The following is a 16,331-nucleotide window of genomic DNA, read 5'->3' as shown; positions in this document are numbered from 1 at the left end:
GAAGTTGGCCTAAGGCTTTGAAATATCTGGTCGGAATAGCAGGATTCGAACCTACGACCTCTGCCTCCCGAAGGCAGCGCTCTACCAAGCTGAGCTATATTCCGAGGCGTTGCCGGTGGTGCGACAACGGAGGGAAATCATACGTAGCCAGGCGTTTTTTTTCAAGCCTTGGTCGCGGCGAAAAGCAGATTTATGTTTGCCGGTCGACCGCCAGGCGAGCGAGCTCAGCCATTGTATCTCGGTAGGGGCTGGGGGGAAGTGCGTCAAGCTGGGCAAGCGCTTTATCGGCCATTTCGTCGGCCCGCGCACGGGTGTAGTCCAGCGCACCTGTCGCGCGCACAATGTCCAATACTGCGTCCAACTGCTCAAGGCCGCCCTGTCGGATAACCTGACGAATCAGCTTGGCCTGCTCGGGCGTGCCTTGTTCCATGGCGTGGATCAGCGGTAGCGTCGGCTTGCCTTCCGCCAGATCGTCACCAACGTTCTTGCCCATGGCCTCGGCGTCGCCCTGGTAATCCAGCAGATCGTCAATCAACTGGAACGCCAGGCCCAGGTAGCGGCCGTAATATCGCAGCGCCTGTTCCTGTTCGTGGGGAGCCTCGGCCAGCACCGCGCCGCTGTGGGAGGCGGCTTCGAACAGCATGGCCGTCTTGCCAAGAATCGTCTCGAAGTAGTCGTCTTCGGAAATGCTGGGGTTGCCGATATTGGTCAACTGCTGCACTTCGCCTTCGGCGATAACACAGGTGGCGCCGGACAGGATCGCCATGATGCGCATCGAGCCCACGTCGACCATCATTTGAAACGAGCGCGCGTAGAGAAAGTCGCCGACCAGCACCGACGGCGCGTTTCCCCAAGCATCGTTGGCGGTTTTCTTGCCCCGGCGCATATGCGATTCATCCACCACGTCGTCGTGCAGCAGCGTCGAGGTATGCATAAACTCGATCAGCGTGGCCAGCGGGATATGCTTGTCACCGGTGTAACCCAGCGAACGCGCAGCCAGCAGCGCGAGTAGCGGCCGCAGGCGTTTGCCGCCGCTTTCGGTGATGTATTGACCAATGGTTTCGACCAGCGGCACTTTGGAGTTGAGCTGGGCGACAATGGTCCGGTTAACGGCCTCGAAGTCTTCCGCTACCACGGCGTGCAGCGGTGAAGGCATAGAGCTGGCAGACTGGGCTGATGAGACGTTAGCGGTCATGGAATGTTCGTCGCGGCAGATGGAGGCGGCATAGGCCGCGCAAGATTGAGGTCATGCTATGGGGCTGTCCGTTAGGCGTCAAGGCGCCTGCGAGTGTGTGATACCCTATCATCTGCAATGGTGCAATAGGTCTTGTGGCAAAACGCAATCATCGTTATAATCCGCGACCCACTCATCATGCTCCCTGTCAGATGGCTGCCAAAAGGGGCGCCACTCGCCGCAGGTCGACAAGAGCACGACTCGAAAGAGCGTAAAGCGATGAGCGGCCGTTTACAGTTAATCAAAACGGCAATATTGACGTCTGGAGAGAGACATGTACGCAGTTATTAAAAGCGGTGGCAAGCAGTACCGCGTTCAGGAAGGCCAGACCCTCAAGCTTGAGAAGATCGAAGTCGCTACCGGCGAAACGATTGAGTTTGACGAAGTGCTGCTGGTGGCCGACGGTGACGACGTAAACGTTGGCGCACCGCTAATTGGCGGTGCGAAAGTGTCTGCCGAAGTGGTTTCCCATGGCCGTGGTGATAAAGTGACGATCATTAAATTCCGTCGCCGTAAGCACAGCATGAAGCGCCAGGGCCACCGCCAGTGGTTTACTGAAGTCAAAATTACTGGAATTTCCGCGTAAGCGGCCAATTCCCCTTAAGGAGGATTTTGCAATGGCACATAAAAAGGCAGCCGGCTCCACGCGTAACGGTCGCGATTCCGAGTCCAAACGCTTAGGTGTGAAACTCTTTGGCGGTCAGGCAGCGAGCGCAGGTAGCATCATCGTTCGTCAGCGCGGCACGCGTTTCCACGCCGGTACTGGCGTAGGCCTGGGTCGTGATCACACGCTCTTCGCGCTGAACGAAGGCTTTGTGAAGTTTGAGACCAAAGGTCCTAAAAACCGCAAGTTTGTTAGTATCGTTTCTGCCTAAACGATTAGCGTTGCGCTCGTAACTGCGAGACAAAGTTGCGAGAAAAAGCCCCGCCATGGCGGGGCTTTTTTGTCGGTTAAACCTCTTTTCCAATACGCATTTTTACTATTCTTTGCCAGTAGGCTGGTGGGAATAAAGGATTGGAAAAAGTAGTGCATATTAGGGCGGCGGAAGCGGCCGGGAGAAACAATGCAGTTCGTCGATGAAGCCTCGATCATTGTTGAGGCGGGAAAAGGCGGCAATGGCTGTCTCAGCTTTCGCCGCGAAAAATACGTGCCCAAAGGCGGCCCTGATGGTGGCGACGGCGGCCACGGCGGCAGCGTTTACCTGATTGGTGACGATGCGCTGAATACGCTCATCGACTTCAAGTACCAGCGTTTCTATAAAGCCGAAAACGGGCAGGGCGGCATGGGTCGCCAAATGAGTGGCAAAGCCGGGGAAGACCTGCATGTGAAAGTGCCGGTAGGTACCACGGTGATCGACGAGGATACCCTTGAAGTGATTGCCGATGTAACGGACATCGGTCAGGTTGTGCTGGTGGCCGAAGGTGGCCGCCGCGGGCTGGGTAATATTCATTTCAAGTCGTCCACCAACCGCGCGCCGCGGCGTACCACCCCGGGCACCGAAGGCGATCGTCGCAACCTGCGCTTTGAAATGAAAGTCATGGCAGACGTCGGGTTGCTGGGCATGCCCAACGCGGGCAAGTCGACGCTGATTCGCTCGGTATCGGCGGCCAAGCCCAAGGTGGCCAATTACCCCTTCACTACCCTGGTGCCCAACCTGGGCGTGGTCAAGCTGGGCATGCACGAGCACTTTGTGATGGCCGATGTGCCGGGGCTCATTGAAGGCGCCTCCGACGGCGCGGGCTTAGGGCTGCGTTTTTTGAAGCACCTGACCCGTACGCGGCTGCTATTTCATGTGGTTGATGTGGCGCCATTCGACGAGTCGGACCCGGTGGAGGCGGCGAAGGCGATTGTTCACGAGCTAGGTCAGTTTTCACCGGCGCTTTCCGAGCGCCCCCGTTGGCTGGTATTGAACAAGTTTGATCTTCTGCATGAAGAAGAGCGTGAAGAACGCGCTCAAGCGATTATTCAAGCGCTTAACTGGGAAGGCCCGGTGTTCCGTATTTCGGCGATCAGCAGCGACGGTACCGACAAGCTGGTGCAGGCGGCCTATCGTTGGCTCACCGAGCAGCAACGCCTGGAGCACGAAGACGAAGAAGCCCATGCCCGCGAGCAGGAAATGCGCCGGCGCATGGAGGAAGAGTCGGTCGCCCGTACCGAAGCGCGACTGGGCCGTCGCCGCAAGCGCGACGATGAGGATGACGACGACTTCGACGATGATGACTATGACGTTGACGTCGAGTATGCCCCTTGAGGGCTAGCAGTCGGCGGCATGTCCAGGGTGGATAACGTTCAGGGGAGAAAGACGGCGTGGCAAGCAACGAGTCGGTGCTGGACAGAGCGGCGTTGAGCAGGGCTCGGCGCGTCGTAGTTAAATTGGGTAGCGCATTGCTGACCAACGACGGCCGTGGCCTGGACGAAGTGGCCATCGGCCGCTGGGTCGATCAAGTTGCCGCGTTGCACCAGCGTGGCATTGAAGTGGTGTTGGTGTCATCAGGCGCCGTCGCGGCGGGGATGGTGCGTCTTGGCTGGCAGGCACGCCCCAGTGCCGTGCACGAGCTTCAAGCCGCCGCCGCCGTGGGCCAAAACGGCCTGACCCAGTGCTACGAGCAGCACTTTGCGCGCCACGACATGCTCACCGCGCAGATTTTGCTGACCCACGATGACCTCTCCAACCGCAAACGTTACCTGAATGCGCTTTCCGCCCTGCGCACCCTGGTCGAAATGAGGGTGGTGCCGGTGATCAATGAAAACGACACCGTGGTCACCGATGAGATTCGCTTTGGCGACAACGACACGCTGGGCGCGCTGGTCGCCAATTTGCTTGAAGCTGACGCGCTACTATTGCTGACCGACCAGGAAGGCTTGTTCGATGCCGACCCTCGCCACCACCCAAACGCGCAGCTGATTGGTGAGGCCCGGGCCGATGACCCGCGGTTGGCCGCCGTGGCCGGGAGCGGCGGCTCGCTCGGCCGGGGCGGCATGACCACCAAGGTACGCGCCGCTCAACTGGCTGCCCGTTCCGGTGCGGTAACGGTGATCGCCAGTGGCCGTCAGCCGGATGTCATTACGCGGGTGATGGCCGGCGAGGCGTTAGGAACGTTGTTACGCCCAGAGCAGGCTCCCATCGCCGCTCGTAAGCGCTGGCTGGCGGGGCAGCTCCAGGTGCGCGGCACATTGATGCTCGACCCAGGGGCGGTGAAAGTCCTGCGCGACAAGGGGTCGAGCCTGCTGGCCGTTGGCGTGCGAACCGTTCAGGGAAGCTTTAAGCGTGGCGATATGGTGGCGTGTGTCGACGAGCAGGGGATAACCGTGGCGAAAGGATTGGTCAACTATGGTTCCGAGGAAGCCCGTCAGCTAGCGGGGCAACCGAGCCATCAAATCGAAGCCATCCTCGGCTATGTAGAAGCCCACGAGCTGATTCACCGCGATAATCTAGTGGTGGTTTAACGCCCCGTCGGCGGTAAAGGTATCTGGCGCGGCCAATTATCGGGCACGATAAACAGCCGCTCGGTACGTTGCTCCAGCGGCATATATAGCATTATTTGCTGCGGCCGATACTCGGCCATCGCTAATAATGGCCTCAATGAAACAGAGGCTGGTGTGAAGGTATCAAACGCCGGCGGCGCCAACCAATGTGGCTTTTCTAGCCAAGCCACAAGAAAGCTCACCGGCAGCGTCGCGGCAAAGGCTGGCCAATCGCCAACATGGCACCAGCGTCCACGCCGGTGCGTAGCGGTGGCTCCCTCTGGCGGCGGCATTGAGGCGTTCCATGGATAAAACAGCACGCCCGGCATGGCCAGCCGCTGGGTTAACTGTGACGCCAGAAGGCTGGCGGAAGACCCAATATCACGCGGCGCTAACCAGTGATTGAGCGTGCCCAGCCCAGCCAGCGTCGTCGACAGCGGCAACTGATGGCGCTGTAAATGACCGCATTTGAGCGCCAGACTGTCTAGCCCGCCTGGGCCGATCCAACGGCTCTGGCTGGTTTCCTCTCCCGGCCCTTCGGGCAATCCCAGATAAAACTTGATCGCCACTTCCAAATGTACCGGTGCCGGGTGATTGCACCTGCGGTAGAGCATATCCAGCTCGCCCAAGGTGATCCGTTGGCGGGTAATGCTCACGTTACGGGCGAGCAAGCGCGTGTTGGGCGCACGATCCAGCAACCAGTGCCATAACTGCTCGTGATAGTGCCCCATGCGGCTAGTCTGGCGGCCATTTCGCGCCAGATCAGGTATTGCCAAACCATCTAGCCAAGTCTCCAGCGAGTCGCTTAGGCCTAGCTCAGCGAGGCTAGGGCGGCCCGCATGTGGAAAAGGCGGCGCTAGTTCGACCACATCAGGGGTAACCGCTAGCCAGGCCAGGTCGCGTAATATCGCCCCCTGCCGTGACGAGGTCACGCCTTCCAACTGCTGCGGTTTGATGGCTTGCATGACAACTCCTGATGGAAAGGGGCGGCGCGCGTCATTTGTGAAATACGGTAGCTTGTTGTGACGCTAACGTGTAGCGGTCGCGCTGAAATGCGCGCCAGGAGCTTGCTTTTCTCAGCGGCTATTTAAGCACGTCATCATGTTGTCACTTTGTTGACTCACGATTGTAGCCTCGGGAAAGGGATAACACTGGGGATATCCGACCGCTGATTAAAGTGACCAATAGGCAATGACCGTACAAGAAGCTCAATGGCTAGACCGCATTATCAGCACAGAAGACCTGCATGTATTGTTCCAGCCGATTGTTGATGCTAGCCAGCAGGCGATTTACGGCTACGAAGCGCTAATTCGTGGGCCTAACACCTCACCTTTGCATTCACCGCTGCGTTTGTTCGAGGTGGCGACCCAGACAGGGCAGTTGGTCGAGTTGGATTTACTCTGTCGACGTTTGGCGATTCGACGCTTCGCGAAGCTTGAACTGCCCGGCCTTTTATTTCTCAACGTGATGCCACTCACCATTGTCGAGCGTGATTTTAAAGAAGGCCTGACACTGGGGTTTATTCGCGAAAGCGGTTTACCTGCCGAGCGGGTGGTGATTGAGCTCACTGAGCACGTGCCGATTCATGACTACGACCTGATGCGCCAAGCCGTGGCTCACTACCGCGATATGGGCTTTCAGGTGGCGCTTGACGACCTTGGTGCGGGTCACTCCAGCTTGCGCCACTGGTCAGAACTGCGTCCGGATTTCGTCAAACTGGACCGCCACTTCATCTCGGGAATTGATCAGGAGCCCGCCAAGCGCGAATTTTTACGCTCTATTCTGGACGTCGCACGCAGTCTGGATTGCCAATTGATCGCTGAAGGTGTTGAAACCGCGGCAGAACACCTTTGCTTATGGGAGCTTGATCGCGGTCTTGCTCTGCTACAAGGTTTCTATTTTGCCCGCCCGAGCCAGCATCCGCCTTTGCAGCTCAACATGTTGCTACCCGCGGCCACCCAATTAAAAAGCCCAGCTGGCCGCACCGCGCGCTCTATTTACCGCATTACCGAAGCAGTGAAACCTGATTGCGCAGTGCCACTGGTCGCCGAGCGGTTTCGCCAATACCCTGGCTTGCGCTGTATTGCGGTAGTCGATAATGGTAAACCCGTTGCGGTAGTGCGCCGTAACGCATTTTTAACCCTTTTTACCAATCCGTACAGCCATGCCCTATATGCCAAACGCGCGGTATTGGATGTTGCAGACTCACGCATGCTGGTGGCCGAGGCTGATATGCTGCTGGAGAATTTGAGTCAGCAATTGACAGACAGTCACGATATTGAGCAGGAAGATTTTGTCATCGTATGCAGGGACGGTCACTATCTGGGCATGGGTAATATCGTTGACCTATTGCGCGAGATTACCGCGATTCAGGTGCGACAAGCGCGCCATGCCAATCCCCTGACCGGCTTGCCGGGCAATATTGTGATCAATGAAACGCTTGCTGCCTACCTAATCGCAGAGCAGGGCTTTGCCGCCGCCTACGTTGATTTAGATAACTTTAAAGCCTTTAACGATGCTTACGGCTATGCCAGGGGCGACCATGTGATTATTTCGTTATCACGGTTGCTGCAGGCCCAAGTAGAGAGCGTAGGCGGCTTCATTGGCCATATAGGTGGTGATGACTTCATGATGTTACTGCCGCTAGCTCATTGGGAAAGCGTCTGTGATCAAATCCTGTATTCGTTCGAGCTAATAGCGCCAGGCTTCTATGAAGAAACTGATCGTGAACAGGGAGGAATCCAAATTGAGAACCGACAGAATAAAGTAGCCTTTTTTCCTTTCGTTAGCGTGTCGATTGCGGTGAAACCTATTCCCGATGGTGCGAGCTACAAGGCGCTGGATATCGCCGCGGAACTTTCTGAGCTGAAGCATCAAGCTAAAAAAATGCCGGGTAACAGCCTGTTTGTCGAGCGTCGCGGCAACAACGTCGCTGGTGTCAAAAAATAGTGTCATTTTAAGTACGTCAAAACGTCACCAATAGGTCATCTAACAGCCCCGTGGTTGTCATCTGACGTTGTCAGGATTAGCGCTATCTTCTAACAACGCTTTAGGTGACCCATGCAGACATTAACGCTCCCTCGTACGCTTCTCAGCGCCGCTGTCGCCAGTGCCTTTGCTTTTACAGCAATCGCGGCGCAGGCCGACCTTTCCAGTCGCTATAGTGATTCAGACGGCGATTTGATTGCCGATACACCGAGTAATGAAGCGGACCAAGTTGATCCCGATACGCTGGTATTTGCCTACACGCCGGTTGAAGACCCGGCTGTTTATGCGGATGTATGGTCTGATTTCCTTGATCACCTGAGCGAAGCAACGGGCAAAGACGTTCAGTTCTTCCCGGTGCAATCCAACTCTGCTCAACAGGAAGCCTTGCGCGCGGGCCGTTTGCACGTTGCCGGTTTTAACACCGGCGGTGTTCCAGTGGCGGTTAACTGCGGTGGTTTCCGTCCGTTTGCCATGATGGCCGCCGAGGACGGCAGCTTTGGCTACGAAATGGAGATTATCACCTACCCAGGCAGCGGCATTGAGTCAGTTGAAGACCTGCAGGGCCGCCAGTTGGCGTTTACCTCAGAGACTTCTAACTCTGGCTTCCGCGCACCTTCCGCCCTGCTGCGCTCTGAGTACGGCATGGAAGCGGACGAAGACTTTGAAACGGCGTTCTCCGGCTCTCACGATAACTCCGTTTTAGGCGTGGTCAACGAAGACTATGAAGCCGCTGCTATTGCCAACTCAGTGGCACGCCGCATGCTGGCGCGTGATGTCGTGTCAGAGGGCGATTACGAAGTGATCTACACCTCCGATACCTTCCCGACCACCGCCTACGGTACGGCCCACAATCTGGATCCGGAGCTCGCGGAAGACATTCAGGACGCGTTCTTTAGCTACGACTGGGAAGGCACAGCGTTAGAGGAAGAGTTCTCCAACTCCGGTGAAGCGCAGTTTATCCCAATCACCTATGAGGAAAACTGGGAAGTGATTCGCACCATCGCCGATGCCAACGAAGTGACCTACGACTGCGATTAATCGGTCGGTAAACATAGTGATTCGGCCAGGAGGGCTCACCTTCTGGCCGTTATGTTATGCATATGAGGTAGCACAATGTTGACACTAAGCGGCGTAGCCAAGCGCTACCCCACTGGGGACCGGGCGCTAACAGATATTGACTTAACTCTGCCCAAGGGCCAGGTCATGGCGCTGATTGGGCCGTCCGGAGCCGGTAAAAGCACGCTAATTCGCTGTGTGAATCGGTTAGTTGAGCCGACCCAGGGCAGCATTCGGCTGGAAGATACCGAACTCACCCAGCTATCGGGTCATAAGCTACGTCAGGCACGGCGTTCCATGGGCATGATTTTCCAAGAGTATGCTTTGGTTGACCGCCTCACCGTAATGGAAAACGTGCTGTCCGGTCAGCTTGGTTATGTTGGTTTTTGGCGTAGTTTTTTGCGTCGTTACCCCCAGGAAGCGGTCGTTGAAGCCTTTCGTTTGTTGGAGCGAGTTGGCCTGCCTCAGGCGATTGATAAGCGCGCCGATGCGCTGTCGGGTGGGCAGCGCCAGCGGGTGGGCATTGCTCGGGCGCTATTGCAAAGTCCTAAGCTGTTATTGGTGGATGAACCCACCGCTAGCCTCGACCCGAAAACCTCCCGCCAAATAATGCGATTGATTCGTGAATTGTGTGCCGAGCGTGAGCTTGCCGCCATCATTAACATTCATGACGTCGCGCTGGCTAAGCAGTTTGCCGATCGCATCGTCGGCCTGCGGGCGGGCGAAATTGTATTTGATGGACACCCTGGTGAACTGACCAGCGATATTCTCACGACCATTTACGGTGAAGAGGACTGGGACACCACGTCTGAACCCATGGATGAGGAAGCTACTGGCACACCGCCGCTCAACCCGGCTCACGAACGCGCCATGCCGGATCTTGCGGTGGGGAGTGCACGATGAACGAGCAGACTGAAGGGTTCGCTCAGGTGCGTCAGCAAGCGGCCCGAGCTGGCCAATGGCGGCGTCTGCCACTGATTGATAGTCCTCGCATGCGTTGGGGCATTGCCTTTGGGACGGTGGTATATCTTGTTTTGGCGCTGGCCTCGGTAGAGGTGGATTGGTCACGCGTTGCCGAAGGGGCGGGGAGAGCTGTCAATTTTTTGGGCGCTTTTGTGCAGCCTGATTTTATCAGTCGCTGGGACGATATCGTCGCAGGGTTGATGGAAAGCCTGACCATGACATTCACGTCCACCGTACTGGGGATTCTATTGGCGGTTCCGGTGGGGCTTGGTGCGGCGCGCAATATTGCACCGCTACCGATTTACTTTATATGCCGTTCGATTATTGCCGTTTCGCGTACCTTTCAAGAGGTCATCATCGCGATCCTGTTTGTGGTGATGTTCGGCTTCGGGCCGCTGGCGGGGATGATCACCCTGGCGTTTGCCACGATTGGCTTCATGGCCAAGCTGTTGGCGGAAGATATTGAGGATTTGGATTGGCGGCAGGTGGAAGCCGTTCGGGCGACCGGTGCCAGCTGGTGGCAAACCATGAATCACGCCGTTCAGCCGCAAGTTATGCCGCGTTTGATTGGGCTGTCCATGTACCGCCTGGATATTAACTTCCGCGAGTCGTCGGTGATCGGCATCGTTGGGGCGGGTGGTATTGGCGCGACGTTAAACACCTCGCTCAGCCGTTATGAGTACGATACCGCCGCGGCGATTTTGTTGATCGTTATCGCCATTGTGCTGCTATGCGAATACAGCTCTAGCCATGTCCGCCGTTGGACCCAGTAACCCCTGGAGAATTGATATGCCTGTTTTAACAACTTCCCAGGGCCAGCCGGTATGGCGGCGGCGTACGACGCGGGCGCAGTGGCTGCACTACCTGGCGTGGCTAGCAGGCGTTAGCCTTTTTCTCGTCTGCTGGAAGGTGATTTCCGACAATACCATGTGGGTGTTTGTCGCCGATGCAGGCCGGCAGGGTGGCGACCTTATCAGCCGCATGGTACCGCCGGAGTGGGGCTACGCTAATGTGTTGTGGAAGCCCATGTGGGATACCATAAATATCGCTACCCTGGGCACGTTGCTCGGCATTGTAATGGCGTTTCCAGTGGCGTTTTTAGCGGCCCGTAACACCACGCCACATCCCTTGGTGCGCAGCGTCGCGCTGCTGGTGATTGTGTCATCGCGCTCTATCAACTCGCTGATTTGGGCCATGCTGCTCGTGACGATTTTAGGCCCGGGCGTGCTGGCGGGGATTATCGCCATTGCGCTTCGCTCCATCGGTTTTGTGGGTAAGCTGCTCTACGAAGCGATTGAAGAGATTCACCCAACGCCAGTAGAGGCCATCAGCGCCACCGGTGCCAGCCGTATGCAAGTGATGAGTTACGGCGTATTGCCGCAAGTGATGCCAGCGTTTGCGGGGATTAGCGTGTATCGCTGGGATATTAATATCCGTGAATCGACGGTGCTTGGCTTGGTGGGCGCTGGCGGGATCGGCCTGCAGTTGAATTCTTCAATCAACAGCCTTGCGTGGGATCAGGTGAGTGTCATTTTCATTATGATTTTCGCCACTGTGCTGGTCTCGGAATGGATTTCTGCGCGGGTTCGTCACGCAATCATATAATCCACTTGGCAGCGTCTCGGCGTATGCGCCATGCTAAAGGCGAATCGGCCAATCAGAGACGCATGCCATGCCCTTCATACGCGGGTTACCCATCGTAAGTTTGTTAACCCTGCTGATCTTGGCAGGCTGTGCCAGCCGCGACACCGCATTGAACGAACGCCTGGACGATGCCCAGGGTTTATCCATGGAGCGCGCGCTAATTCTGTCCCATGCCCAACAAGCGCTAGGCACGCCCTACCGGCTAGGCGGTAACTCGGGCGACGGCCTTGACTGCTCTGGGCTGGTTGAGATGGTTTATCAAGCCGCGGGCATTAATGTGCCCCGTACCGCTGACCAACAGTTTCGCCAATTGCCTAGCGTCGATGCACCTCGCCCCGGCGATGTGTTGTTTTTTGGCTCACGCCAGAAAGCCACCCACGTGGGCATTTACCGCGGTAACGGCCAAATGATCCATGCCCCCGGCAACGGTCGAGAAGTGGTCAGCGTACCTCTGGATATCGACTACTGGCAGCAGCGGTTTTTGGGCGCTGCCAGCCCCGCGCCTTGATGTCTTCCCATGATTGAGCTGGTGTAAAACCACGCTGTCTGCTTTTGGCGCTCAGTGCGAGTGCTACGCCACATGCCCCCGTCTCCCTAAAGTTGCCGCTAAGTTGGCCGATAATAGAATACAAAATAATTTTCCATTTAACGCTTTCCCATGGTTGGCACAGTGGGGACGTTGGAGATTGGGCGATACCTGCCTGTTCTAAATGATGATTAATTTATTACTAATGCATTAGGGCGCCAGCAAGCGTACTGTTTTATAGTGTGCCGCTAATGGCGGCTAATATGCTGACGTAAAATATTGAATTGACGAAACTTTAGGATGCAAGCGCGTTAAATGGGAAGCATTGATTTCAAGATTGCATCGTATCTGCCTGCGGGTGGTAATGCGGCGATTGCCCCTGTCATTACTTAATTAACGAGGAGAGCAAGGACGTATGAGCCAGTCTTTTACGACAATAAAGGCGCAGTCTTTGCCTCAATCGCATGCATCGTCTTTAACGCCTAACGACCCCGCGACTATGCCAGCACGGTTACCCGCTCATGCGGCGTTCTTGCATGCCAACGAGGCGATTATCATTACCGACGCGGATAACTGTGTAATCGATGTTAACCCTGCCTTTTGCGAGCTAACCGGCTCTACGCTAGCGTCCGTAAAGGGCAAGACCCCCGAGGCATTCAGTATCCTGCCGCTGGACGATAGCCGCACGACCCGCCTGATGCGCGAGGAACTGCAGCTCCGCGACCGTAGTAAAAGCCAGGTGAGTTACTGCAGCCACGACGGTCAGTTCTATCCCGGTATGATGTCGATTAACCGGGTGCGCGACGCTCAGGGTAACGTGGACCATCATGTCATTGTGTTGGCCGATTTATCGACTATTCCTGCCCATGCGCGGCATCTTAACCGGGAAGTGTACTTTGATGCTCTGACCGGCTTACCCAATCTCCAGCTGCTGACCCAGCTCATACAAGAGTCTATGCAGCACGCTGATAGCACGCAGACGCCGCTGGCGGTGTGTTCGCTGGATATCGACTTCTTCAAATCGATCAATGATCGCTTGGGTTCGGGTGTGGGCGATACGCTGCTATCGACGTTTGCACAGCGGATTAGCCACCTGCTGTTTGGCGACGATGTACTGGCTCGGGTAGGCGGTGATGAGTTTGTGCTGCTGCTCCACCACGGTGTGGATGAGGCTTTTTTTGAAAAACTGTTGGCTTCCATTAGACGGCCGCTGTTCATTGAGGGGCACACGGCTCACTTGACGGCCAGCTTAGGGGTAACGTTTTACCCTAACGATCCTGCTCAGGGTGATGGTTTGCTGCGTCATGCTAATCAAGCCATGTACCGGGCGAAGCAGCGCGGGCGTGACACTTTTCACGTCTTCGACCCCCAGCATGATCGCTTGCTGCAGGTACGCCACGAGCAACGCCAGCGCTTTGTGGATGCGTTGGCGAACGATGAACTGAGACTTCACTACCAGCCCCAGGTAGATATGCGGACTGGTCAGGTAGTGGGCGTTGAAGCACTTATTCGCTGGCAGCACCCCGAACGGGGGCTGCTGGCACCGGGGCAGTTCTTGCCGACTATCGAAGCGACACCGCTTGAGGTTGATCTTGGCGAATGGGTGTTGGAACACGCCATGCGCCAACTAGTGCAGTGGCAAGCGGAAAATATCTCACTGCCCGTCAACGTCAATATTAGCCCTGCGCACTTGCTATTGAGTAACTTCAGCGAGCGGTTGGGTGAGTTATTGGCGCGTTACCCCAGTGTCTCGCCGGCCATGCTCAAGCTTGAGGTGCTGGAAAGCGCGGCAATGCACGATATTCAAGCGGCGTTAAATACCATGGCGAAATGCCAGGCGTTGGGGGTCAGCTTTGCGATTGACGATTTTGGCACCGGGTTTTCCTCGCTAACACATTTACGCCAGTTGCCAGTGAACTTGATTAAAATTGACCAAAGCTTTGTCCGCGACATGCTAAGCGATGCTGATGACATGGCGATTGTAGAGAGCGTGATTTATATGGCGAACCGTTTTCAGCGGCCGATGCTTGCTGAAGGGGTCGAGACGCTGGCGCATGCAAAAGCGCTGATTGCGCTGGGCTGTGAGTTAGCGCAAGGCTACGGTATTGCACGGCCAATGCCCGCCGATGAACTGCCGCTGTGGCTGGCTGCATGGCCAGAGCGAGAGGATTGGACTGCCCTAGGCAGAGCCCACTAACGTTGGTTCAATAAGCACTGGATCCGTTGTTAGTGGATCAGGCAGCACGAGGTGCGCTGGGGTTGGGAGCCGAAGTAGACTCGGTGCCTTCATCGCTAGATGGAATGCCTCCTTCTGCGCCTGCCCGTGCCTGGTCCATTTCGCTGCGCTGCATGGCGGCGTCTAGTTTCGCTTCAAGCAAATACTGCCTCGCTTGGGCGGCGACTTGATAGTCTTTGGGTGAAGGGTCAGCGGGAGCCAACGCAGCGGCGATCACGGTTTGCATTTTCTCGATCGTGGCATCGGGGTCGTTGGGAACCGGGCCGTAATCAATCGAGACTTCGCCGGCAACGGCATAGCGCTGGCCATCGGGGCCTACCTCGTAATCGTAGCTAGCCCCGCCGGCATACGCCCCGCCGACGGTCTGGTGGGCCATTTCATGTTGCCTGACCTCGCGGTCGGTTTGTTTGAGTTGGTTTAGCTGCTCAATTTCCTCAGGGGCGAGGGGGCTGCCGTCCGCACTTTTCGGACCGACGGCAGATTCGTCACGGGTCGCATCTTGAGCAGCCGTTTCCTGCTCAACGTCGTCGTTGGCCGCTTTAGGCGATGAGGTCGTTACCTGGGCAGCCCCTGCATTAAACGTGGGCGATGCCCATGCAGAGAGAGAAGCCGCACCGATCACGGCGATTGTCATGGCAAGTGTCCCATGCGATCAAAGGAATGACGTTAAGTATTAGCGAGGCGGGCCAGTCGCGCAAGCTGTCGCTCAATGGATGGGGCGCAAAGAGGTGGGATAGAAGGGGATGCAGACGATTGATGTGGTGATTAATCTCTCTTATGAGACATGCTTGGCGCACTACGAGGGGCGCATTGCCCAGGTGTATACTCATAGCCTGGATGGTCGTCGGGTGGTGTTTCCGGCAGAAGCGCTGCGCCATGTGATGACCCACGACGGCGTTTATGGTATCTACCGATTAAAGTTTTCTGAAGCAGGCCGATTTGTCAGTATTCATCCGCTTGGTATTTGTTGAGCCTATATGTCCCACTCTAAATCTGACGTGTCGCTATATGAAGTCGTTTATGAGGTAATTCCGAACCTCAATATCGCTGAAAAGCTGGTTAACAATACCTTGAAAAGTTTGAGGGAGGAGGCCTCCAACCCTTTGGATATGCTGCGACGCAAAGAGCAGCAAGAAGCCCTCGGCCTCGAAATCCACCATGTGCGGATGAACCTTGAGCATTTATTGGAGCGCTACCGTGACGAGGTGGCCGAGCTGGTTCGTACGGAAGGTCGTGAAAAAGGCCCCATCGTGACACCGGACCCCTTTGAAGCGCAGGCAATCCGCAGCGCCGTTGATATTTATCAACACGTCCGCGCGTATCAGCGTGGCGAGCGGCGTCATCCCCTGCCAGGCCGTTGATCATTACAGTTTAAATGCTCTGCGCCATGAAAAGATGATCCGGCAAGACTTGAGTTATAATAGTGGCTTCACTGCTACCTCCTGGCTTACCCGCTGGGATGTTGGCAGCCTGCCTACCCGGCAACGGCTGCTGAGCCAACAGGAGATATACCATGTCTGCCTCACCGGTCACCTTAATGGTGGCGCGACGCGTTGCTGAAAAACGCTACCCACATTTTACCCGCTGGCTGAACGAAGGCCGTCATTTGGCCGCAGACTTTCCCGGTTACTTGGGGTCCGGCGTGTTGGCGCCTCCTGCCGACGACGATGAGTACCAAATTATCTTTCGCTTCAGCAGCGCTGACACGCTGGCTGCCTGGGAACATTCCGCTTCTCGGCATGCTTGGCTTGCCCGTGGTAAGGGCTTGTTTGATGCCCCGCATGAGCATCGCGCTACTGGCCTAGATGCCTGGTTCCAAACGCATTCGCCCGTACCGCCCCGCTGGAAGCAAGCGGTGGCGGTATGGCTGGCGTTTTTTCCTGTTTCGCTGATTTTTCAGTGGATATTCGGCAGCACCTTGGCCCACTGGCCAATGCTGCCTCGTGTCTTGGTCAGCACCTTGATGCTGACACCGGTCATGGTGTTTGTGTTTATCCCCCTCTCGATGCGGCTATTGGCACCTTGGTTACAGGGTAAACGGTCACCATTGGGTGCTCTTATAGGGCGCAGTGTCGAACGACGCACCTAGGGTGAAGTTAGCGTTGGTAGCGGGGTAATGGGGCGTTTTCTTGTTTATCGCCAACGCTGCTATGCTGAACGGGCACACAGTGAACGGAAGACTGGCGTCAGCGCAATGTTGGCGTGCCCAACTGCCCAT

The 16,331-nt window shown here is 56.4% G+C and carries 17 protein-coding genes and 1 tRNA gene; 14 read left to right on the top strand and 4 right to left on the bottom strand.

Features of this window, described 5'->3' with window-relative positions; translation table 11 throughout:
* Positions 1–27: 27 nt before the first annotated feature.
* A tRNA-Pro gene (locus GA0071314_RS17050) sits at positions 28–104 on the bottom strand.
* Between the two features lie 86 nt (positions 105–190).
* A complete protein-coding gene (gene ispB / locus GA0071314_RS17045; protein ID WP_074397740.1) occupies positions 191–1,195 on the bottom strand; it encodes an octaprenyl diphosphate synthase in 1,005 nt (334 codons plus the stop codon).
* A gap of 313 nt (positions 1,196–1,508) precedes the next feature.
* On the opposite strand from ispB, the gene rplU reads away from it, so the two are divergent.
* From rplU to proB, 4 genes are all read left to right on the top strand, one after another.
* The gene (gene rplU, locus GA0071314_RS17040) at positions 1,509–1,820 is read left to right on the top strand and encodes a 50S ribosomal protein L21 (protein WP_074397739.1); all 312 of its coding nucleotides are present in this window, start codon (positions 1,509–1,511) and stop codon (positions 1,818–1,820) included.
* Between the two features lie 31 nt (positions 1,821–1,851).
* Positions 1,852–2,109, top strand: a complete 258-nt coding sequence (gene rpmA / locus GA0071314_RS17035) for a 50S ribosomal protein L27 (RefSeq protein WP_074397738.1) — start codon at positions 1,852–1,854, stop codon at positions 2,107–2,109.
* 189 nt (positions 2,110–2,298) lie between these two features.
* The gene (gene cgtA / locus GA0071314_RS17030) at positions 2,299–3,486 is read left to right on the top strand and encodes an Obg family GTPase CgtA (protein WP_074397737.1); all 1,188 of its coding nucleotides are present in this window, start codon (positions 2,299–2,301) and stop codon (positions 3,484–3,486) included.
* A 56-nt stretch (positions 3,487–3,542) separates the two neighbouring features.
* Positions 3,543–4,682, top strand: coding sequence for a glutamate 5-kinase (proB, locus tag GA0071314_RS17025; RefSeq protein ID WP_074397736.1), 1,140 nt, complete (start codon positions 3,543–3,545; stop codon positions 4,680–4,682).
* On the opposite strand, the gene GA0071314_RS17020 is transcribed toward proB, so the two are convergent.
* On the bottom strand, positions 4,679–5,665 hold the full coding sequence (locus GA0071314_RS17020; RefSeq protein ID WP_074397735.1) for a DUF1853 family protein: 987 nt from the start codon (positions 5,663–5,665) through the stop codon (positions 4,679–4,681). The genes proB and GA0071314_RS17020 overlap by 4 nt on opposite strands.
* A 226-nt stretch (positions 5,666–5,891) precedes the next feature.
* Between GA0071314_RS17020 and GA0071314_RS17015 the strand changes: the two genes are divergently transcribed.
* The 7 genes from GA0071314_RS17015 (at position 5,892) to GA0071314_RS16985 (ending at position 14,074) form a co-directional block, all read left to right on the top strand.
* Entirely contained in the window at positions 5,892–7,649 is a 1,758-nt protein-coding gene (locus GA0071314_RS17015; protein WP_074397734.1) for a bifunctional diguanylate cyclase/phosphodiesterase, read from the top strand.
* A 111-nt stretch (positions 7,650–7,760) separates the two neighbouring features.
* Complete coding sequence (gene phnD, locus GA0071314_RS17010; protein WP_074397733.1) at positions 7,761–8,726, top strand: phosphate/phosphite/phosphonate ABC transporter substrate-binding protein; 966 nt, start codon at positions 7,761–7,763, stop codon at positions 8,724–8,726.
* Positions 8,727–8,801: 75 nt separating this feature from the next.
* The gene (gene phnC / locus GA0071314_RS17005; RefSeq protein ID WP_074397732.1) at positions 8,802–9,647 is read left to right on the top strand and encodes a phosphonate ABC transporter ATP-binding protein; all 846 of its coding nucleotides are present in this window, start codon (positions 8,802–8,804) and stop codon (positions 9,645–9,647) included.
* Positions 9,644–10,480, top strand: a complete 837-nt coding sequence (gene phnE, locus GA0071314_RS17000; protein ID WP_074397731.1) for a phosphonate ABC transporter, permease protein PhnE — start codon at positions 9,644–9,646, stop codon at positions 10,478–10,480. The genes phnC and phnE (GA0071314_RS17000) overlap by 4 nt, the downstream gene beginning before the upstream one ends.
* 16 nt (positions 10,481–10,496) lie before the next feature.
* Entirely contained in the window at positions 10,497–11,312 is an 816-nt protein-coding gene (gene phnE, locus GA0071314_RS16995) for a phosphonate ABC transporter, permease protein PhnE (RefSeq protein ID WP_074397730.1), read from the top strand.
* Between the two features lie 67 nt (positions 11,313–11,379).
* Positions 11,380–11,859, top strand: a complete 480-nt coding sequence (locus tag GA0071314_RS16990; RefSeq protein WP_074397729.1) for a C40 family peptidase — start codon at positions 11,380–11,382, stop codon at positions 11,857–11,859.
* A gap of 433 nt (positions 11,860–12,292) precedes the next feature.
* Positions 12,293–14,074, top strand: a complete 1,782-nt coding sequence (locus tag GA0071314_RS16985; RefSeq protein ID WP_074397728.1) for a putative bifunctional diguanylate cyclase/phosphodiesterase — start codon at positions 12,293–12,295, stop codon at positions 14,072–14,074.
* 37 nt (positions 14,075–14,111) lie between these two features.
* Here the strand turns inward: GA0071314_RS16985 and GA0071314_RS16980 are convergent, their stop codons facing one another.
* A complete protein-coding gene (locus tag GA0071314_RS16980) occupies positions 14,112–14,747 on the bottom strand; it encodes a putative metalloprotease CJM1_0395 family protein (RefSeq protein WP_074397727.1) in 636 nt (211 codons plus the stop codon).
* Positions 14,748–14,856: 109 nt separating this feature from the next.
* Here GA0071314_RS16980 and GA0071314_RS16975 point away from each other — a divergent pair, with 109 nt between their 5' ends.
* The 3 genes from GA0071314_RS16975 (at position 14,857) to GA0071314_RS16965 (ending at position 16,202) form a co-directional block, all read left to right on the top strand.
* Complete coding sequence (locus GA0071314_RS16975; protein WP_074397726.1) at positions 14,857–15,084, top strand: DUF2835 family protein; 228 nt, start codon at positions 14,857–14,859, stop codon at positions 15,082–15,084.
* 6 nt (positions 15,085–15,090) lie between these two features.
* The gene (locus tag GA0071314_RS16970; RefSeq protein WP_074397725.1) at positions 15,091–15,474 is read left to right on the top strand and encodes a hypothetical protein; all 384 of its coding nucleotides are present in this window, start codon (positions 15,091–15,093) and stop codon (positions 15,472–15,474) included.
* Between the two features lie 152 nt (positions 15,475–15,626).
* On the top strand, positions 15,627–16,202 hold the full coding sequence (locus GA0071314_RS16965; protein ID WP_074397724.1) for an antibiotic biosynthesis monooxygenase: 576 nt from the start codon (positions 15,627–15,629) through the stop codon (positions 16,200–16,202).
* Positions 16,203–16,331 lie beyond the last annotated feature (129 nt).

Source organism: Halomonas sp. HL-93 (assembly GCF_900086985.1).
GTDB lineage: Bacteria > Pseudomonadota > Gammaproteobacteria > Pseudomonadales > Halomonadaceae > Vreelandella.
Note: the sequence above shows the minus strand (reverse complement) of the source record. Positions and strands in the feature narration are given on the sequence as shown.